Below are 19,078 nucleotides of genomic sequence, written 5' to 3'. Positions count from 1 at the left end.
CGTTTGCGGCGCGTTGTGGACAACGAACAGTTAATGCCTGTGTCGTATTTTGCGGTCTGAGGGTTTAATCTACGGGCGCTGTCGAGCGCCGTTTCAGCCCGGTCCGGGGGGGATTTGACATGCGTAAATTTAGCCAGATTTTTGGCAATATCAAAATGACCACAGCAATTGCGGCGCTGGTCATCACATCCATCATTGGCTCGATTGCCGTTGTCTCGGGGGCGATCTATCTCAATCTTCATGCCCAATCGGTCGTCGACAGCGAATTGCAGCAGGATTCCAATCTGGCCGTTGCTTCGACAATTCTGGAGCGGCGTATTTCCGGCTCGGTGCTGAACTGGGCCGAGGACGGGACGATTGATGGCTTCCAGAGCTGGGCCATCCCGCCATTCTACGACAGTGAAATCATTGACTCGGTGACGCGTGTCACCAAGCAGGATGCCACCATTTATGTGCTGGATTCAGCCGCCAACACCATGGTCAGCAAGACCACCAGCCTGACTGCCCCTGACGGCGAGCGCGTCGCGGATATGGTGCTCGATGAAGGCAACCCGGCCTATGCGCCGCTGATGGCTGGCCAACGCTATGTTGGCGAACTGAGCGTCAACGGGGTCGAGTATTTTGGGGCCCTGCAGCCGATCGAGAAAATGAGCGGCGAAATCATGGGTGCCATATTTGTTGGCACGCCAATGGCTGCGGTGCAGGCGACGGCAAATGGTGTGCTCACGCTGATCCTGATCGTGGGCGGTGCGGTTACCGTGGCGCTCAGCCTGGTGGGGCTTGTGGCCTCGCACCTGATCACCCGATCCATTCCACGCCTGGGCGGTTCGATGGATGCGATTGCCGAAGGCAATTTCGAGGTTGATGTTCCCTATACCGAGATGGGCAATGAAGTGGGCAATATGGCTCGCGCCGTCGAGGTGTTCCGCCAGAACGGGTTGCGCGTCAGCGAAATGACCGAGGCCGAGGCGGCCCGCATTATCGTGGACCAGGAAAACCGCCAGAAAATGATGAGCGAGCTGCAGGACGCCTTTGGCGTGGTGGTGGACGCCGCCGTCGCGGGCGATTTCACCAAGCAGGTCACCGTCGAATTTCCCGATCCGGAGCTGAACGGGCTGGCCTCGGGCGTCAACAATCTGGTGTCGACGTTCAATCGCGGTGTGGCGGAAATGGGTGAGGTGCTTGGCGCCATGGCCAATACCGACCTGACCGAACGGATGGAAGGCGACTATGAAGGCGCGTTTGCGACCCTAAAGACCAACATCAATGCTGTCGCTGACAAGCTGACCGAGGTGATCAGTCAGCTGCGTCATACATCGGGCTCGCTCAAGACGGCGACCGGCGAGATACTGTCGGGTGCCAATGATCTGAGCGAACGCACCACCAAGCAGGCCGCGACAATCGAGGAAACCTCGGCTGCCATGGAACAGCTGGCGACCACTGTGCTCAAGAATGCTGATCGGGCCAAGGAAGCCAGCAGCAATGCGGCGCAGGTTACCCGTACCGCTGAAGAAGGCGGCGAGGTGATGGACAACGCGACGCTGGCCATGGAGCGGATCACCGAATCCTCGGGCAAGATCTCCAACATTATCGGCATGATCGACGACATCGCCTTCCAGACCAATCTGCTGGCGCTGAACGCCTCGGTTGAAGCGGCCCGCGCTGGTGATGCGGGCAAGGGCTTTGCCGTGGTGGCCGTGGAAGTGCGCCGTCTGGCGCAGTCGGCGGCCAGCGCATCGAGCGAAGTCAAAGTGCTCATCGAGCAGTCGGCGGACGAAGTCAGTTCTGGCTCAAGGCTGGTCAGCGATGCTGCCGGCAAGCTGCGCAGCATGCTTGAAGCGGCCCGTGGCAATAACAGCCTGCTGGAATCGATCTCCAATGACAGCCGTGAACAGGCGTCAGCGATCGAGGAAGTGACCACCGCGGTGCGGACCATGGACGAGATGACCCAGCACAATGCGGCACTTGTCGAGCAGACCAATGCGGCGATTGAGCAGACCGAGGCGCAGGCAACCGAGCTGGATCGCATCGTGGAGGTGTTTCAGATCGGACCCCTGCAGGGTCAGGGCGCGCAGCGCGAGCCGCAGGACGCGCGGGCCCTGCAGAACCGTCTGGTCTCTGCTTCTCCTCATCTGGGTACACACGGCAATGCCGCCCTGGCAGAGGATTGGGACGAAATCTGACCGCTCCAACAATTGCACGATGATCGTCCCCGTTATGCCTCAGGCATGGCGGGGATTTTCTTTTGAGGCCAAGTCTTTCGGAATTATTTGTTTTTTGCCAGCACGATAGAGCGCTGCTTGCGCGCGCTAGCCGTATTAAACACTCAGTTAATCGGGACCTGATAATTTTGCACATTAATTAGGCGCGACACTTGAGTGCAGCGCGCAGGTTTTAGGGCAAATGGTATGATCAAGCGCGTTGGCCAATTCTTTGGCAATATCAAGTTGACCACCATGATCGCTGCTTTGGTGATTTCAGCGATTATCGTTTCGGTGTCGGTTGTTTCGGCGGCGATATACATCAATCTGAGCGCGTCGACCAATGATACGGCGATGGCGCAGCAGATCACCAATCTCAAGGCGGCGGCAACCATTCTTGAGGGCAGTCTGCCGGGCGCAGAAGTGCAATGGGCCGAGAACGGCGATCTTGCCGGGATCCAGACCTGGAGCATGCCGCGCCGCTTTATCGATAACGGGCTGGTGGATTCCATCGCCCGGGTGACAGGCGAGGCTGCCACGATCTTTGGCTGGGATGAAACCGAGCAGGATTTCATCCGCATGACCACGACCATTGAAGATGCCGCTGGCGAGCGCATTCTGGGTACGCCGCTGGGCAAGGATGGTGCTGTCTATAAATCGATGATGGAAGGCGTCACCTATTTCGGCGAGGCTTCGATTGTCGGGCGCCCCTATTTTACCGCCTATCAGCCGATCCTTGATCAGGGTGGCGTGGTTTCGGGCATCCTGTTTGTTGGTATCGACAAGGCTGCGGTTGAAGCGGTGATCTACGATACGCTCAACGTCTTGCTGGTGGTTGGCTTGGCCGCGCTAGTGGTGCTTGGCGCGATTGGCTACATGCTCTCGCGCCTGATGATGGCGCCGGTGCCACGCCTGGCAAAGACCATGAAAATTGTTGCCGATGGCGATTTCGCTGCCGAAGTCGCCTATGCCGACCGCGGCAATGAAATTGGCGAGATGGCCCGGGCCGTCGAGATATTCCGTCAGAACGGTCTCAAGATGAGCGAAATGACTGAAGAAGAGCGGGCCGCCTCAGTGCGTCGCCGCGAAGAGCGGACGGACATGATGGTGGCGCTGCAGGCGGCGTTTGGCGAAGTGGTCGATGCCGCTATTGCGGGCGACTTTTCCAAGCGCGTGCATGCCCAGTTCCCCGATGAGGAGCTCAACTCGCTGGCGACCAGCGTTAACAGCCTGGTTGAGACAGTGGATCGCGGTATTGGCGAGACCGGCACAGTGCTCGGCGCCCTGGCCAATACGGACCTGACCAAGCGCATGACCGGCACCTATAACGGCGCCTTTGCGCGGTTGCAGACCGACACCAATGCGGTAAGCGAAAAACTCACCGAGGTGGTTGGCAATGCCAAGCAGATTTCGGGTGCGCTCAAGCAGGCCACGGGTGAAATCCTTTCGGGTATGAACGATCTGAGTGAGCGGACCACCAAGCAGGCCGCGACCATTGAGGAAACCTCGGCCGCCATGGAGCAATTGGCTGCGACGGTATCTGAAAATGCCCGCATGGCCGAAGACGCCAACAGCAAGGCACAGACAGTGTCAGGCAGTGCGACCCAGAGCGGCGAGACAATGGCTGAGGCCAATGCGGCCATGGAGCGGATCACCAATTCGTCGGCCAAGATCTCCAACATTATCGGCATGATCGACGACATCGCTTTCCAGACCAATCTGCTGGCGCTGAACGCCTCGGTGGAAGCGGCACGGGCTGGCGATGCCGGCAAGGGTTTTGCCGTGGTGGCCGTGGAAGTGCGTCGTCTGGCGCAGTCGGCCGCCAGCGCATCGGCCGACGTCAAGGCATTGGTGGAGCAGAGCGCCAGCGAGGTTTCCGGCGGCTCCAAGCTGGTGTCCAATGCGGCCAACCAGCTGACCGCCATGCTCGATGCTGTCAACGAGAACGCAGCGCTGATGCAGGCCATAGCCAAGGCCAGCCGCGACCAGGCTTCGGCCATTGACGAGGTGTCGGTTGCTGTGCGGACCATGGATGAAATGACCCAGCACAATGCGGCGCTGGTTGAGCAGACCAATGCGGCGATTGAGCAGACCGAGGCTCAGGCCAGTGAACTGGACCGGGTCGTGGATGTGTTCACCATCGTGGAGGGTACGGCGCGACCGGTGGTCCGCAACTCCAGGACAGATACAGTGGCGCCGACGGGCATCGTGGACAAGGTCCGTTCGGCGGCGCAGTCCTATCTCAGCAATGGCAATGCGGCGATCGCCAAAGACTGGAACGAGTTCTGATTACCCTACATATGACTGCACGAATTATGGGCGCCGCGAGGCGCCCATTTTTTTTGCCCTATTACCACGTGGTTTACCCAGCCTTAATACCGCCGTGGAATATTTAGCAAGATGAATTTCATGATCCTACTGACCAAGTAACCTCCCGGTATGAAGGCAGAGTAGGCGGCAGCGGTGCCGAAGACTGGAGAACAGCATTGACACAATTATTCACTGGCAGCATTGGACGCCGCCTTTCCAGTCTTCTAATTATGTTTGCCCTGGGTTTGACGGGTATCGTGGCCTACCAGCTGGTCTCCCTGCGCTCCAATCTCGGTGACTTCAAACGCACCGAAATTCAGAGCGTGGTGCAGGCCGCCGTCGGTGTTGTTGAGAGCTATTACGCCCTTGCCGAGAGTGGCACTTTACCTGTCGAAACAGCCCAGAACGGTGCACTCGATGCGCTGCGCAGCATGCGCTACCAGGGTGATGAGTACCTGTTTGTCGACAACTATGACTACATCAATGTCATGCATGCCTATCAGCCGGCCAAGGAAGGCACTGAACGTCGCGACGTTACCGACGGTAACGGTAAGCGCTACATGGAAGAGATGATCAACGGCGCCAAGGCCGACGGCAGCTACTTTGTGAACTATGCGTTCAAAGACAAGGATGGCGTGTTCAAGGACAAGGTAACCTATGCTCAGGCGTTTGAGCCCTGGGGTTGGACGATTGCCTCGGGTGTGTTGTTGACCACGGTTGATACCATCTTCTGGGAATCTGCTCTGACCAGTGCGGGCATCGCAACGGGTGTGATGGTACTCGTACTGGCGTTGGGATGGTTGATCGGACGCTCAATCAGCAAGCCAGTGGCAATGCTGACCACCAATATGGAACGGCTTGCTAATAATGACTTCGATATTGATCTCGAAGGCGACAAACGCGCCGACGAAATCGGCAATATGGTGCGCGCCGTTGCGGTGTTCCGTGAACAGGGGCTCAAGGTCAGTCAAATGACCGAAGCCGAAGCTGCCCGCATTGTCGCCGACGAAGCGCAGCGCCGGACCATGATGACCGAGTTGCAGGGTGCCTTTGGTGATGTGGTGGACTCCGCGATTGCGGGCGATTTCACCAAGCGGGTGGATGCGGAATTCCCGGATCCCGAACTGAACACGCTGGCAGGCAGCGTCAACAGCCTGGTGGCGACAGTCGAGCGTGGTCTGAACGAAACGGGCCACGTGCTCAAGGCTTTGGCCAATACCGATCTGACCGAACGCATGACCGGTGACTACAAGGGTGCCTTTGCGGCGCTGCAGTCTGACACCAATGCGGTGGCTGATCGGTTGACCGATGTGGTTGATCGTCTGCGCAATACTTCGCAGTCGCTGCGTACGGCAACGGGCGAGATCCTGGCCGGTGCCAATGATCTGAGCGAACGCACCACCAAGCAGGCTGCTACCATTGAAGAAACCTCGGCCGCCATGGAACAGCTGGCCAGCACCGTGCTGCAGAATGCCGATCGCGCCAAGGATGCCAGCGTCAATGCGAGCAAGGTCACCCAGACTGCCGAAGAGGGTGGTCAGGTGATGGAAAAGGCCAACCAGGCCATGACGGCGATCGAGACCAGCTCGGGCAAGATCTCCAACATTATCGGCATGATTGACGATATCGCCTTCCAGACCAATCTGCTGGCGCTGAACGCTTCGGTTGAAGCGGCACGGGCTGGTGATGCAGGCAAGGGCTTTGCCGTGGTGGCCGTTGAAGTGCGCCGTCTGGCGCAGTCGGCGGCCTCGGCTTCGGCTGATGTGAAGGTGCTGATCGAACAGTCGGCTGGCGAAGTGGATCTGGGTTCGCGCCTGGTGTCGGATGCGGCAGCGCGACTGACCAGCATGCTGGATGCGGCCCGCGCCAATAACCAGCTGATGGAAGGCATTGCCCGCGAAAGCCGCGAACAGGCCTCGGCCATTGAAGAGGTCACCGTTGCCGTCCGGTTGATGGACGAGATGACCCAGCACAATGCGGCGCTGGTGGAAGAAACCAATGCGGCCATCGAGCAGACCGAAGGTCAGGCGAGCGAGCTCGACGAGATCGTAGCAGTATTCACCACTGCCGGCTCATCAGCCAAGCGCGTCACGCCCAAACTGGCACCTGCAAGCAAGGCGCCACCGAGGGCGGAGGCGCCGGTCCGCAAGGCCGCAGCGCAATATCTCAGCCACGGCAACGCTGCAGTGTCCACGGACTGGAACGAGTTCTAGGGTCGGTCCAGACCAGAGCATTTTCAGTGGGCGCCGACAGGCGCCCACCTTTTTTTTGCGGAGAGCCAGAGTTTACCGGGATTTAAGGCGGATTCGATAAATTGTTCCCGAGGGGAAATTTAAACGTCGGTGTTCAGCCGGTTCGTGTCAGTTGCGACCCTTGTCGTGAATGTCGCCGACTGCGGTGGGCCCTCGCAACTCAAAGTCTGAACCGAATGCCAAAACTCAGTATCGTCAGCCGAATTTATGCTTTGGTGGCGCTTTCGCTCGTCACCCTGGGCCTGATGGCCTTCATGGGCACCAGCCAGCTCAACTCCACGCGCGAAGATCTGCGCCATGCCGAGCTGGAATCCATCACCGAGGCGGCGATGTCGATCGTCAAATCACAGTACGAACTGAGTGAGTCTGGCGCGGTCAGCGTCGAGCTTGCCCAGGCCACCGCAAAGGAAGCCGTACGCGCCATGCGCTATCGCGGCACCGAATACCTGTTCATTTTTGATGATGCTGGCCAGTTGGTGATGCACCCAATCGCTCCGCAATTGGAGGGCACCAGCCAGCTTGAGCTGGAAGACCCCACCGGCAAGCGGTTCTTCGCCGAGATCCTCGCCAAGACCAAGGCCAACGGCACCGCGTTTGTCGATTATCTCTATACCCGTGGGCAAGAGGAAGAACCTGTCGAAAAGGTGACCTATGCGTCCCATTTCAAGCCCTGGGGCTGGTCGATCGCGACCGGTATCTACGTCGATGATCTTAAGGAAGCTGCCTTGGAAACCAATGTGATGCAGGGCGCCATTGGCGGCAGTATCTCGTTGATTGTTCTGCTGGTAGCCGGGTTGATCGGACGCTCGATCACCAAGCCACTCTCAAAGCTGACCAAGACCATGCGCTCGCTGGTGGCCGGTGACTTCAGTGTTGAAGTTGAAGGCCAGACACGCGGTGACGAAGTCGGCGATATGGCGCGGGCGGTGGAAGTGTTCCGTGAGAATGGCCTGAAGGTTAGTGAGATGACCGAGGCGGAAGCGGCGCGTATTGTCGCCGACGAAGCCCAGCGCCGCACCATGATGACTGAATTGCAGGGCGCCTTTGGTGAAGTTGTGGATTCCGCGATTGCTGGTGACTTCAGCAAGCGCGTGAACGCTGAATTCCCCGATCCCGAGCTGAACACGCTGGCGGGCAGCGTCAATAGCCTGGTGGCGACCGTCGAACGCGGTCTGGACGAAACCGGTCACGTGCTCAAGGCACTGGCCAATACCGATCTGACCGAACGCATGAGTGGTGAATATCAGGGCGCTTTTGCTGCCCTGCAGTCTGACACCAATGCGGTGGCTGATCGCCTCACCGATGTGGTGGATCGCCTCAAGAGCACCTCGCAGTCGCTGCGCACGGCAACAGGCGAAATCCTGGCTGGTGCCAACGATCTGAGCGAGCGCACGACCAAGCAGGCGGCGACCATCGAGGAAACCTCTGCGACCATGGAACAGCTGGCCAGCACCGTGCTGCAGAATGCTGATCGCGCCAAGGATGCCAGTGCCAATGCCAGCGCAGTTACCCGTACCGCTGAGGAAAGCGGCGAGGTGATGCAGAAGGCCAATGAGGCGATGACGGCGATCGAAACCAGCTCGGGCAAGATCTCCAACATTATCGGCATGATTGATGACATCGCCTTCCAGACCAATCTGCTGGCGCTGAACGCTTCGGTTGAAGCGGCGCGCGCTGGTGATGCGGGCAAGGGTTTTGCCGTGGTTGCTGTCGAAGTGCGCCGCCTGGCGCAGTCGGCAGCGGCCGCATCGGCTGACGTGAAGGTGCTGATCGAGCAGTCGGCTGGTGAAGTCGGCCTGGGTTCGCGTCTGGTTTCCGATGCAGCTGGTCGTCTGACCAGCATGCTGGAAGGCGCTCGCGCCAATAACCAGCTGATGGAAGGCATTGCCCGCGAAAGCCGCGAACAGGCCTCGGCCATTGAAGAGGTCAATGTCGCTGTCCGGCTGATGGACGAGATGACCCAGCACAATGCGGCACTGGTTGAAGAAACCAATGCGGCAATCGAGCAGACCGAAGGTCAGGCGAGCGAGCTCGACCAGATCGTGGCGGTGTTCACGACGGCGGGCTCGTCCGCTCAGCGGATGGCGCCAAAGCCAACTGCCGCACCAAAGGGAGCGCCTCGCGCTGCCGCGCCTGCCCGCAAGGCTGCCGCGCAGTATCTCAGTCACGGCAACGCAGCGGTTTCGGCCGACTGGAACGAATTCTAGACTGATCGAAAATTTGACCTGACGGGCGGCGGTTGTGGATATCCACAGCCGCCGTTTTTCGTTTGTTTTGTGATGGTTGGCTGACAAAGCTGAAAGCGCTTCGTTAACCAATAGCTGAGTAGAGTTTTAGACGACATGACCGCGGAGAGGAGCTGCGGGCATGCCTTGTTACAAGGCAGTATTGCCGCAACTCCGGAAGTCTCCATGCCCCAGTTGAAACTTGCCTTCAAATTGCCCGCCATGGTGGTGATCATCGCTTTGGCGACAGGTGCCGGTCTGGGTCTGGCGGCCTATTTTGCTGGCAATGCCATTGTCACTCAGCAGGCTGAGCAGCGTCTGTCGGCGGCCGCGTCAAATGCGACGTCGGCGCTGTCGGCCTATCTCAAGGAAGTCTCCGAGGATCTGACGCTGTTTGCGGGGCGTGCCGAAATCGCTGCCAATATCGATCTGTTCTCCGGCGCCATGCGCTCGCTCAAAGGTCAGGGTGAACCGACTGAGCTGCTGCAGGATGCCTATATTACGCAGAACCCAAACGCCGCTGGCGAACGCCTGCTGCTCGATAGTTCGGACAAGTTGCCGGTCTATGATCTGCACCACCGCGCGCTGCATTCCGATTTCCGCGACTTGCTGCTCAAGCGCGGCTACTACGACATTTTCCTGTTTGATACCGATTTCAACAATGTCTATTCGGTCACCAAGGAAGCCGATTTCGGCACCAATTTTGCCGAGAACGGTGGGCCATGGGCTGAATCTGGATTGGGCAAGGTGGTGCGCGCCGCCATGGCCGCAGAGGCCGGTCAGGTCTTCCTGACCGATTTTGCGGCCTATGGTCCGAGTGCGGGAGCGCCAGCAAGCTTTATCGCGACGCCGGTTTACGATCAGGGCTGGCTGATCGGGGTGATCGCCTATCAAATGTCCTCAACCCGTATTGGCGCGGTGCTGAACCGTACGCAGGGGCTTGGCGAAACCGGTGAAATGTTCCTGGTTGGCCAGGACAATCTGGTGCGCAATGACGCGCCGGGCACGCCTGAGAATGACGTGTTTACGCTCAAGCTCGAAGGCTCTGCGGTCACTGCGGCCCTTGGGGGCACGGCGGCAATGGCGCCGCTCGAGCATCATCAGGGCGCTGCCTATGTGGCGGCCAGTGAACCGCTGAGCTTTGGCGGCGTTGACTGGGCTGTCGTGGCGCTTGAAAGCCAGGCCGATATTGCGGCGCCTTCGGCGGGTCTGCGCAATACCATGCTGGGGATTGGCGCGATCATGCTGGTGCTGGCGGCCATTGTGAGCGTGCTGCTGGCCCGCACCATTACCCGGCCTGTTTCGCGCCTGACGGATGCCATGGCTGAGATTGCCGATGACAAGTTCGAGCTGGTCGTGCCCGGTCTCGAGCGCGCCGATGAGCTGGGCTATATGGCTGAAGCGGTCGAAGTGTTCCGCAGCAATGGCCTCAAGATGCGCGATCTGCGCGCGGCCGAGCTGGACATGAGCGACGAACGCGCCGGTCAGGTGCGGGTTATCCAGAATCTGCAGCGCGATATCGGTGTTGTGGTCAGTGCTGCGATTGATGGCGACTTTTCACAGCGTCTGGCGGCTGATCAGACTGACGCCGATCTGCGCCAGCTGGCCAGTAACGTCAACGCGCTGGTCGATACGGTCGACCGTGGTCTGAATGAAACCGGCACCGTGCTGGCGGCACTGGCCCGTGCCGACCTCAGCGTGCGGATGCATGGCGAGTACAAGGGTGCTTTTGGTCAGCTCAAGTCGGACACCAATGCCGTGGCCGAGCAGCTGAGCGATATCGTCATGCAATTGCGTGACACCTCGGGTGCACTCAAGACGGCGACAGGTGAAATTCTATCCGGTGCCAATGATCTTTCCGAGCGCACGACGCGTCAGGCAGCGACTATTGAAGAAACCTCAGCGGCGATCGAGCAGCTCAGCCGCACCGTGCTGGACAACGCCAATGAGGCCGATGCGGCCAGCCGTCAGGCACATTCGGTTTCCGGCGATGCGGAAGCCAGTGGCGCGGTGATGGGGCAGGCGACGGCCGCGATGGATCGCATCACGCAGTCTTCGGCCAAGATTTCCAACATTATCGGCATGATCGACGATATCGCTTTCCAGACCAATCTGCTGGCGCTGAACGCGTCGGTTGAAGCGGCCCGCGCTGGCGATGCCGGTAAGGGTTTTGCCGTGGTGGCGGTGGAAGTGCGGCGTCTGGCACAGTCGGCAGCGTCCGCTTCGGCTGACGTCAAGGCACTGATCGAACAGAGTGCTGTCGAAGTCGATGGCGGGTCGCGTCTGGTGGGTGATGCCGCTGAACGTCTGGTGGCAGTCCAGGAAGCGATCAAGTCCAACGCCCTCTTGCTGCAGGGTATCGCCCGCGCCAGCCGCGAGCAGGCGTCCTCGATCGACGAAGTCACGGTCGCGGTGCGGCAGATGGACGAAATGACCCAGCACAATGCGGCGCTGGTTGAGGAAACCAACGCGGCCATCGAGCAGACCGAAGCCCAGGCCAGCGAGCTCGATCGGGTGATCAGCGTGTTCACGCTGGAGCCACGGGTTGGTGATGAACATGGCTACGCACCGCCACCGCGCCTCAAATTTGCCTCGGGTGGCTAATCACCAGCGCGCGTTCTGAACGACTTAAAGGGTGCCTTGGGCACCCTTTACTTTTGTCTGCTACCGGCGCCTTCACTGAACATTAACCACGCTGCAATAGCTTTCATGGTGGACGCAGATCTTATCGCTGCGCAGGTCGCCCTGCGCTTACGGATCGATCGTTCATGCTCAATCCAATGCCGATACAAGCCAAAGCCCACCGGACAGTATTTCGTCCGGCGGCCCGTCATGACGCGCTGGCGGCGCGGATCCTATTTCATAGCTATTCGATTTTCTTGGACCGGTTGACGCGCCAGTGCTTGTCGGCGGCCGGGGGCTGGAGGGCCTGTAATGAATGGACTTTTTTCGCGTATCAACAATGACGAACGCGCCAAGGTTGACGCGATCATGCGCAGCCAGGCGGTTATCGAATTCCAGCTGGATGGGACGATATTGAGCGCCAACGAGAATTTCCTCGGCGCGCTTGGCTACAGGCTCGATGAGATCGTCGGCAAGCATCACCGCATGTTTGTTGATCCAGACGATGCGAAATCAGCAGCGTACAAGCAATTCTGGAGTGATCTGGCAGCGGGAAAGTTCCAGTCTGCAGCCTATAAGCGGATTGCCAAAGGTGGCCGCGAGATCTGGATTCAGGCGACCTATAACCCGGTTCTGGACAAGGCGGGCAAGCCGATCAAGGTCATCAAGTTCGCCACCGACATTACGGAACAGACCAACCGCGCCGCAGACCATGAAGCGCAGATTGCGGCCATCTCGCGCGTACAGGCCGTGATCGAGTTCAATCTTGATGGCAGCGTGCGCAACGCCAATGAGAATTTTCTCCAGACGGTGGGTTATGGTCTCACCGAAATTGTTGGCAAGCACCACAGCATGTTTTGTGACCCAGGCTACGCCAAGTCGCCGGAATACAAGCAATTCTGGGAGCGATTGCGTGCCGGCGAATATGTGGCGGCCGAGTTCCAGCGCTTTGGCAAAGGGGGGCGGGAAGTCTGGATCCAGGCGTCTTACAACCCGGTCCTGGATGCACGCGGCAAGCCGGTCAAGGTGATCAAGTTTGCCACTGACATCACGGCCCGCAAACGCGATGAACGCATCTGCGGTGAACTCACCAGCAGTCTGACCAAGATGGCGGAAGGCGATCTGACGGGGCGGATCGATACCCAGTTCTCGGGCCAGTTCGAGCAATTGCGATTGGCCTTCAACCAGTCGCTGATGCGTCTGACCGATATTGTCGTCAGTCTGCGTGGGACATCGAGGGCACTCAAGACCGCGACCAGCGAAATTCTCAGTGGTGCCAATGACCTGTCTGAACGCACCACCCGGCAGGCAGCCACAATTGAGCAGACATCGGCCTCGGTTGAGCAGCTTTCGGCTGTCGTGCTCGACAATGCCAAACGGGCAGCTACGGCTAGCCAGAAAGCACGAGACGTTTCGAGCAATGCCACCCAGGGCGGCGCGGTTATGAAGGATGCCAATGGGGCAATGGCGGCCATTGAGCTAAGTTCAGGCAAGATCTCCAACATTATCGGCATGATCGACGATATCGCCTTCCAGACCAATCTACTGGCGCTGAACGCGTCGGTTGAAGCGGCGCGTGCCGGTGATGCCGGCAAGGGCTTTGCGGTGGTGGCTGTCGAAGTGCGCCGGCTTGCGCAATCGGCAGCTGATGCGTCCAACGACGTCAAAGCACTGATCGAGGCGAGCGCCAAAGAGGTCTCGACTGGCTCGCGGCTAGTTGGTCAGGCCGCCGAGAAGTTGCTCGATATTCTGAACGGGGCGCAGGAAAGCTCAGCGTTGATCGATTCCATCGCGCAGGCCAATCAGGCGCAGTCGTCCTCTTTGGACGAGGTCTCGATTGCGGTACGTCAGATGGACGAAATGACCCAACACAACGCTGCACTGGTCGAGCAGACCAATGCGGCGATCGAGCAGACCGAAGCCCAGGCCAGTGAGTTGGACGTTATCGTCGACGTTTTCAAAATGGCTGACAGTGCCCGCTCGGCTTCACGCAAGCCACGCTCGATCGCGGCATAGGCAGGGCAGATGCCAACCGGCGCTGTTGCTGACAGGTCTTGTCAGCAGCGGCGTTGGAGGGTGAGATGCGGTCAGTAGCGCCGCGTTCCGTCCAAGCCGGGAGCACCTGTCATGCTGACCACTGTTGTCGACCCGGTCTATTCCGATGATTTTGCCTGCCTGGTGGCGCCGCTGCCGCCCGCCATCATTGAGCGAACGGCGCGACTGGTTGCAGTGATCGCCGCCCATCCGGGGTTGAGCGGCAAGGTGATGAAGGGCTGGAAGTCGGTCAATTTCCGTCACGCGATTGCAGGGCATGTCTGTTCGGTGTTTCCCCACGATGATCGGGTGTCGCTGTATTTCGAACATGGGCGCCAACTCGACCGGGCAGAGGGGTTGCTGGAAGGGGACGGGCTCAGGAAGGGGCGCTATCTGCGGCTGATGCCCGATGATGACATTCCCGTCGATGCCATCGGCATTCTGCTCAGCGAAGCCATTGCCCTGTTTGCCTGAAGCTGCTTGAACAGCGTCATACGCTGGAGGATGGCATGGCAAAGATTGGTCTGGTGGCGCATGACGACAAGAAGGACGAATTGTGCGTCTGGGCGGCGCGTCACAAAAGGAAGCTCTCCGAGCACCAATTGTGGGGCACCGGTACAACCGGCAGCCGGATCATCGAAGCCACGGGTCTGCCGGTAGGCCTGCTCAAGAGCGGTCCACTGGGCGGCGATCAGCAATTGGGTGCGATGATTGCCGAGGGACGGCTGGACGTTCTGATCTTCTTTATCGACCCGCTATCGGCTCAGCCGCACGATGTCGACGTCAAGGCACTGACCCGCCTGGCGACCCTTTACGACGTGATGTGTGCCAATAATGAAGCCACTGCCAACGCTGTGCTGGCGTATCTGTGACCACAACCCCCCGGTTTGCGCTGGCTTTAGGTTGACCGTTTGTCCGCCTTATGAGCAGATGCCGCAAAATCGCCCGGATTAAACCGGGCACCCTTGGCTTCAGGAATCGGGACGGATTTGGTGTCCTCTGACTTGGTTATCGACGTTCGCAACGTCACGAAACATTTCGGCGGCCTCACCGCCGTCAACAATTGCTCGCTCTCGGTGCGGCGCGGATCAGTCACCGGACTGATCGGGCCCAATGGCGCGGGCAAGTCCACGTTGTTCAACATCGTGGCCGGCAATATCGTACCTGATGAAGGCGCGGTGATCTTTGACGGCGCTGATGTAACCGGCCTGGCGCCGCATGAGCTATTCCGCACCGGCATGCTGCGCACCTTCCAGATTGCGCATGAGTTTTCCAATATGACGGCGCTGGAAAACCTGATGATGGTGCCCGGCGATCAGCCTGGCGAGTATCTGGGCAATGCCTGGTTCCGTCCCGGCATTTCCAAATCGCGCGAGACCGAAGTGCGCAAGAAAGCGCTCGACGTCATCGACTTCCTCAAGCTGGGCCATGTGCGCAACGAGCTGGCAGGTAATCTGTCGGGCGGGCAGAAGAAGCTGCTTGAGCTGGGGCGCACCATGATGGTGGACGCCAAGGTGGTGCTGCTCGACGAGGTGGCCGCTGGCGTCAACCGCACGTTGCTTAATGATCTGGCAGCCAATATCGAGCGGATGAACCGCGAGCTGGGCTACACCTTCTTTGTCATCGAGCATGACATGGATCTGATCGGGCGGCTTTGCGACCCAGTGATCGTGATGGCGCAGGGTGAGAAGATCGCCGAGGGCCCGATGGCCGAAATCCGCGCCAACCCGGCCATTGTCGAGGCCTATTTCGGCACCCCGGTGGAGACTGCGTAATGGCGTTGATTGAACTCAAGCACGTCGTTGGCGGGTATGGCGGCGCGCCGATCCTCAATGGCGTGGACATGGCTATCGACCAGTCCGATATCGGCGTGATCGTGGGGCCCAATGGCGCGGGCAAGTCCACCACGCTCAAAGCAATCTTTGGCCTGCTCAAGGTGACTGGCGGAACGATTGAATTTGATGGCGAGGATGTCGCCAATTCGCTGCCCGACAAGCTGGTGCCCAAGGGGCTGAGCTTTGTGCCGCAGGAAAAGAACGTGTTCACCTCCATGAGCGTGGAAGAAAACCTTGAAATGGGTGCCTTCACACGGCGGGACAGTTTCGCCGAGACCATGGAATGGGTCTACGAGATGTTCCCCGTGTTGGCCGAGAAGCGGCGCCAGCCAGCGGGCGAACTTTCAGGCGGACAGCGGCAGATGGTGGCCATGGGCCGCGCTTTGATGAGCAAGCCGCGTCTGCTGATGCTCGATGAACCCTCTGCGGGCCTATCACCGCGCTATGTCATCGAAATTTTCGAGACCATTGTGCGCGTCAATGCCGAAGGCGTCGGCATCCTCATGGTCGAGCAGAATGCGCGCCAGGCGCTGGCATTTGCCTCCAAGGGCTTCGTCCTTGCGGGCGGGCAAAACCGTTTCACCGGCACGGGGGCTGAACTCATCGCCGATCCCGAAGTCGCCAAAAGTTTCCTCGGGGGCTGAGCCGTGACCGAATTTATCTTCTTTCTCAATCAGGTGGTGATTTCCGGCGCCGTGCTGGGCTGCATCTATGCGCTGGGCGCGGTGGGGATCACGCTGATTTTCGGCATTCTGCGGTTCGCCCATTTTGCCCATTCCGAGCTGATGACGTCAGGCGCGTTCTTTGCCTTTCTGCTGGCCGGGCTGTTTGCCAGTTGGGGTATTGTTACGCCCATTCCAACCGGCTTCGTCGTGCTGCCGCTGGCCATGGCGCTGACGGCTCTGCTGGCTCTGGGGATCGACAAGGGCTTTTATGCGCCGTTGCGCAAGCGGGGCGCCAAGCCCGTCATCCTGCTGATCGCCTCGATCGGCGTGACGCTGATGGTGCAGGGCCTGATCCGCCTGTTCTTTGGTGCCGGCAGCTATTCGTTCTTTGAAAACGAGAGCAAGGAAATCTTCCGCATCGATACCAGCTTCCTGGGGTCCACCCGGCCTCTGGTGATGACCGAGCCTCAGGTGCTGATGATCGTGGTCACCATCATCTCGGTGCTGGCGCTGCATCTGTTCCTGACGCGCTCGCGTCTGGGCAAGGCAATGCGCGCCATGGCAGACAATGCCGATCTGGCCCAGGTGTCAGGCATCAACACCGCGCTGGTCGTGCGGGTAACGTGGATCGTGGCGGGCGCTCTGGCCTGTATGGCTGGAACCATGCTGGCGCTGGACGTGACGCTGAAGCCCGATCTGGCCTTCAACATCATCATTCCAATCTTTGCCGCGGCCATCGTTGGTGGCCTTGGTCAGGCCTATGGCGCCATTGCCGGTGGCCTGCTGATCGGCTTTGCGGAATCGCTGGCGGTGTTCAACTGGACCATGGTGCTGCGGCCGCTCAACGGGGTGCTGCCGGACTGGCTGCAATTGCCCAATACGCTGGCGCTGGTGCCGACTGAGTACAAGCTGACCGTCGCCTTCGTTATTCTGGTGGTTGTGCTGCTGGTGCGCCCCACGGGTATCTTCAAGGGAGCCTCGTCATGATGCGGCGTTCGCTGACCCTGTTTGCCGGCCTGTTCGTGTTGATCCTGGTGATCGGCTGGATGATGGGCCTGCCCTTCACCTCAAGCCGGCTGGTGGAAGCCACCGCCTACTCGCTGATCGCGCTGGGCCTGAATATCCAATGGGGTTATGGCGGGCTGTTCAACTTCGGCATTATGGGTTTTCTGATGCTGGGCGGGTTTGCCGTCACCTTCATCTCCTATCCCATCAATCCTGATTTCTGGGGCTCGGATGGCCCCATGATGCTGGGCCGGGCAGCGCTCGCATTCGGCGCCGGTGCCTTGCTGATCTATGGCGCGCGGCAGAGCCATCGTCTTGGCGTGCGCGGCGGCTGGAAGACTTTTGTGACCGTGCTGGCATGGTTTGTTGCCTATTGCGTCTATCGTAGCCAGATCGACCCGGCAGCGGCCTATATTGAAGACACGGCGGGCTTTGTCGGCGGCCTTGGCATCAATCCGGTCGTTGGCTGGCTGTTCGGTGGCGTCCTTGCTGCTGGCGTGGCTTATATCGTGGGCAAGATCGCGCTGGGTCTGCGTACCGACTATCTGGCCATTGCCACGATCGGCATTTCGGAAATCATCCGTGCGCTGATCAAGAACATGGACTGGCTGACCCGCGGTACGCTGACCGTGTCGCCGGTGCCCTGGCCCACGCCATTGCCACAGGATTATCAGGCCAGTGGTGTTGATCAGATCAGCGCGCTGCTGCTGGCGCGCGGTGGCTATCTGGCGCTGGGGCTGGTGGTGCTGGCCGCAGTCATCTGGCTGGTGTCACGTGCCTATGCAGGTCCCTGGGGCCGCATGATGCGGGCCATTCGTGACAACCACATTGCTGCAGCGTCGATGGGCAAGAATATCAAGGCGCGGCAGCTCGAGATCTTCATCCTTGGCTCGGTGCTGATGGGTATCGGCGGAGCCATGCTGGTCAGCTTTACGCAGATATTTGATCCGTCGAGCTATCAGCCGATCAACCACACCTTTCTGATCTGGGTCATGATCATTGTCGGCGGTGCTGGCAATAATTGGGGCGCGGTCTTTGGTGCGGTGCTGATCTGGATGGTCTGGGTGATTTCCGAACCCCTGGCCAAGGCGATCTTTGAGACCGTCAGCTTCTGGTCCACCAGCATGGGCTGGCCCGAGATCCCGGAAATCGAGTCACGCTCAGCGCAGATGCGGGTGTTCGTGCTGGGGCTGGTGATTACCATCGCCCTGCGCTACGCGCCAAAGGGTCTGATCCCCGAACAGGTGCGGCGCGAGGGCTAAGGCCCTGGCGCGCCCGCTACGCGCGGGCACTCACCCAAAGCCAGCTCGTTGGCAGCTTGTCATAGCCGCTGCCAGGGCGTGCGCTGATGCTCAGGCTTTGCCAATTGGCGGCCGCTTGGAAGTGGCTCTCAAGCGTGGCTTGGTCGGGATAGTTGTAATAGCGCCCGAACTTATCACGACCTTCGCCAGTACCGGCCTTGAAGCTGGAAACAAACAATCCGCCTGGTTTGAGGGCGCGGTGAATCCGCGTCAGATCCTCGGTGAGTTCATCTGCTGGTGCGTGCAATAGGCAGGCATTGGCCCAGACCCCGTCGTAGCAGGCGGTCGCTGCCAATTGATCAAAGCGCATAATGGAGACGGGCTGGCCGATACGGCGTTCCGCCTCGGCGGCCAGTTCTGGCGAGCCGTCGGTAGCATCAATCGCGATGCCCTGGCCCAGCATGAAAGCGGCATCGCGGCCCCCGCCTGTGCCCAGTTCAAGAACCTTGGCGCCAGTGGGCAATGCGACAATGAAATCACGCAGGTTCTGGTCGGGCTCGTCCGAGCCATGCTGGGCATAGGCTGGCGCGGTCTCGGCATAAAACTTCAGCGTTTGGGCGTCTGCGATGACCTTGCTCCAAAACAAAAGGCCCGGGCTTACTGCCCGGGCCTTCGTATTCATACAGGT

At 59.6% G+C, this 19,078-nt stretch carries 13 protein-coding genes; 12 read left to right on the top strand and 1 reads right to left on the bottom strand.

What is annotated here, in order from left to right; genetic code table 11:
• Positions 1-119: 119 nt before the first annotated feature.
• From KD146_RS15685 to KD146_RS15630, 12 genes are all read left to right on the top strand, one after another.
• Positions 120-2,183: a methyl-accepting chemotaxis protein gene (locus KD146_RS15685; RefSeq protein WP_249327925.1), complete on the top strand. Its 2,064-nt coding sequence runs from the start codon at positions 120-122 to the stop codon at positions 2,181-2,183.
• A gap of 225 nt (positions 2,184-2,408) precedes the next feature.
• Positions 2,409-4,490, top strand: coding sequence for a methyl-accepting chemotaxis protein (locus KD146_RS15680; RefSeq protein WP_249327924.1), 2,082 nt, complete (start codon positions 2,409-2,411; stop codon positions 4,488-4,490).
• 278 nt (positions 4,491-4,768) lie between these two features.
• Complete coding sequence (locus KD146_RS15675) at positions 4,769-6,724, top strand: methyl-accepting chemotaxis protein (RefSeq protein WP_212659781.1); 1,956 nt, start codon at positions 4,769-4,771, stop codon at positions 6,722-6,724.
• 215 nt (positions 6,725-6,939) lie between these two features.
• Positions 6,940-8,970, top strand: a complete 2,031-nt coding sequence (locus tag KD146_RS15670) for a methyl-accepting chemotaxis protein (RefSeq protein WP_212659780.1) — start codon at positions 6,940-6,942, stop codon at positions 8,968-8,970.
• Between the two features lie 204 nt (positions 8,971-9,174).
• The gene (locus tag KD146_RS15665; RefSeq protein ID WP_212659779.1) at positions 9,175-11,592 is read left to right on the top strand and encodes a methyl-accepting chemotaxis protein; all 2,418 of its coding nucleotides are present in this window, start codon (positions 9,175-9,177) and stop codon (positions 11,590-11,592) included.
• 330 nt (positions 11,593-11,922) lie between these two features.
• Positions 11,923-13,626: a methyl-accepting chemotaxis protein gene (locus KD146_RS15660; protein WP_212659778.1), complete on the top strand. Its 1,704-nt coding sequence runs from the start codon at positions 11,923-11,925 to the stop codon at positions 13,624-13,626.
• 111 nt (positions 13,627-13,737) lie between these two features.
• The gene (locus KD146_RS15655) at positions 13,738-14,118 is read left to right on the top strand and encodes a DUF1801 domain-containing protein (protein WP_212659777.1); all 381 of its coding nucleotides are present in this window, start codon (positions 13,738-13,740) and stop codon (positions 14,116-14,118) included.
• A gap of 35 nt (positions 14,119-14,153) precedes the next feature.
• Positions 14,154-14,516: a methylglyoxal synthase gene (locus KD146_RS15650; protein ID WP_212659776.1), complete on the top strand. Its 363-nt coding sequence runs from the start codon at positions 14,154-14,156 to the stop codon at positions 14,514-14,516.
• Positions 14,517-14,636: 120 nt separating this feature from the next.
• Positions 14,637-15,419, top strand: a complete 783-nt coding sequence (locus KD146_RS15645) for an ABC transporter ATP-binding protein (RefSeq protein WP_212659775.1) — start codon at positions 14,637-14,639, stop codon at positions 15,417-15,419.
• Complete coding sequence (locus KD146_RS15640; RefSeq protein WP_212659774.1) at positions 15,419-16,123, top strand: ABC transporter ATP-binding protein; 705 nt, start codon at positions 15,419-15,421, stop codon at positions 16,121-16,123. The genes KD146_RS15645 and KD146_RS15640 overlap by 1 nt, the downstream gene beginning before the upstream one ends.
• Positions 16,124-16,126: 3 nt before the next feature.
• Complete coding sequence (locus KD146_RS15635) at positions 16,127-17,131, top strand: branched-chain amino acid ABC transporter permease (protein ID WP_212659773.1); 1,005 nt, start codon at positions 16,127-16,129, stop codon at positions 17,129-17,131.
• Positions 17,128-18,411, top strand: a complete 1,284-nt coding sequence (locus KD146_RS15630; RefSeq protein ID WP_212659772.1) for a branched-chain amino acid ABC transporter permease — start codon at positions 17,128-17,130, stop codon at positions 18,409-18,411. The genes KD146_RS15635 and KD146_RS15630 overlap by 4 nt, the downstream gene beginning before the upstream one ends.
• A 16-nt stretch (positions 18,412-18,427) precedes the next feature.
• Here the strand turns inward: KD146_RS15630 and KD146_RS15625 are convergent, their stop codons facing one another.
• Entirely contained in the window at positions 18,428-19,072 is a 645-nt protein-coding gene (locus tag KD146_RS15625; RefSeq protein ID WP_212659771.1) for a class I SAM-dependent DNA methyltransferase, read from the bottom strand.
• Positions 19,073-19,078 lie beyond the last annotated feature (6 nt).

It is taken from the genome of Devosia litorisediminis (genome assembly GCF_018334155.1).
Taxonomy (GTDB): domain Bacteria; phylum Pseudomonadota; class Alphaproteobacteria; order Rhizobiales; family Devosiaceae; genus Devosia; species Devosia litorisediminis.
The sequence above is the reverse complement of the archived record's forward strand: the minus strand, read 5'-3'. Positions and strand labels throughout refer to the sequence as shown.

Excerpts from the sequence above, each read along its gene's own strand:
- KD146_RS15685 (WP_249327925.1), top strand. The coding sequence starts at position 120 with ATGCGTAAATTTAGCCAGATTTTTGGCAATATCAAAATGACCACAGCA.
- KD146_RS15680 (WP_249327924.1), top strand. The coding sequence starts at position 2,409 with ATGATCAAGCGCGTTGGCCAATTCTTTGGCAATATCAAGTTGACCACC.
- KD146_RS15670 (WP_212659780.1), top strand. The coding sequence starts at position 6,940 with ATGCCAAAACTCAGTATCGTCAGCCGAATTTATGCTTTGGTGGCGCTT.
- KD146_RS15665 (WP_212659779.1), top strand. The coding sequence starts at position 9,175 with ATGCCCCAGTTGAAACTTGCCTTCAAATTGCCCGCCATGGTGGTGATC.
- KD146_RS15660 (WP_212659778.1), top strand. The coding sequence starts at position 11,923 with ATGAATGGACTTTTTTCGCGTATCAACAATGACGAACGCGCCAAGGTT.
- KD146_RS15655 (WP_212659777.1), top strand. The coding sequence starts at position 13,738 with ATGCTGACCACTGTTGTCGACCCGGTCTATTCCGATGATTTTGCCTGC.
- KD146_RS15650 (WP_212659776.1), top strand. The coding sequence starts at position 14,154 with ATGGCAAAGATTGGTCTGGTGGCGCATGACGACAAGAAGGACGAATTG.
- KD146_RS15640 (WP_212659774.1), top strand. The coding sequence starts at position 15,419 with ATGGCGTTGATTGAACTCAAGCACGTCGTTGGCGGGTATGGCGGCGCG.
- KD146_RS15630 (WP_212659772.1), top strand. The coding sequence starts at position 17,128 with ATGATGCGGCGTTCGCTGACCCTGTTTGCCGGCCTGTTCGTGTTGATC.
- KD146_RS15625 (WP_212659771.1), bottom strand. The coding sequence starts at position 19,072 with ATGAATACGAAGGCCCGGGCAGTAAGCCCGGGCCTTTTGTTTTGGAGC.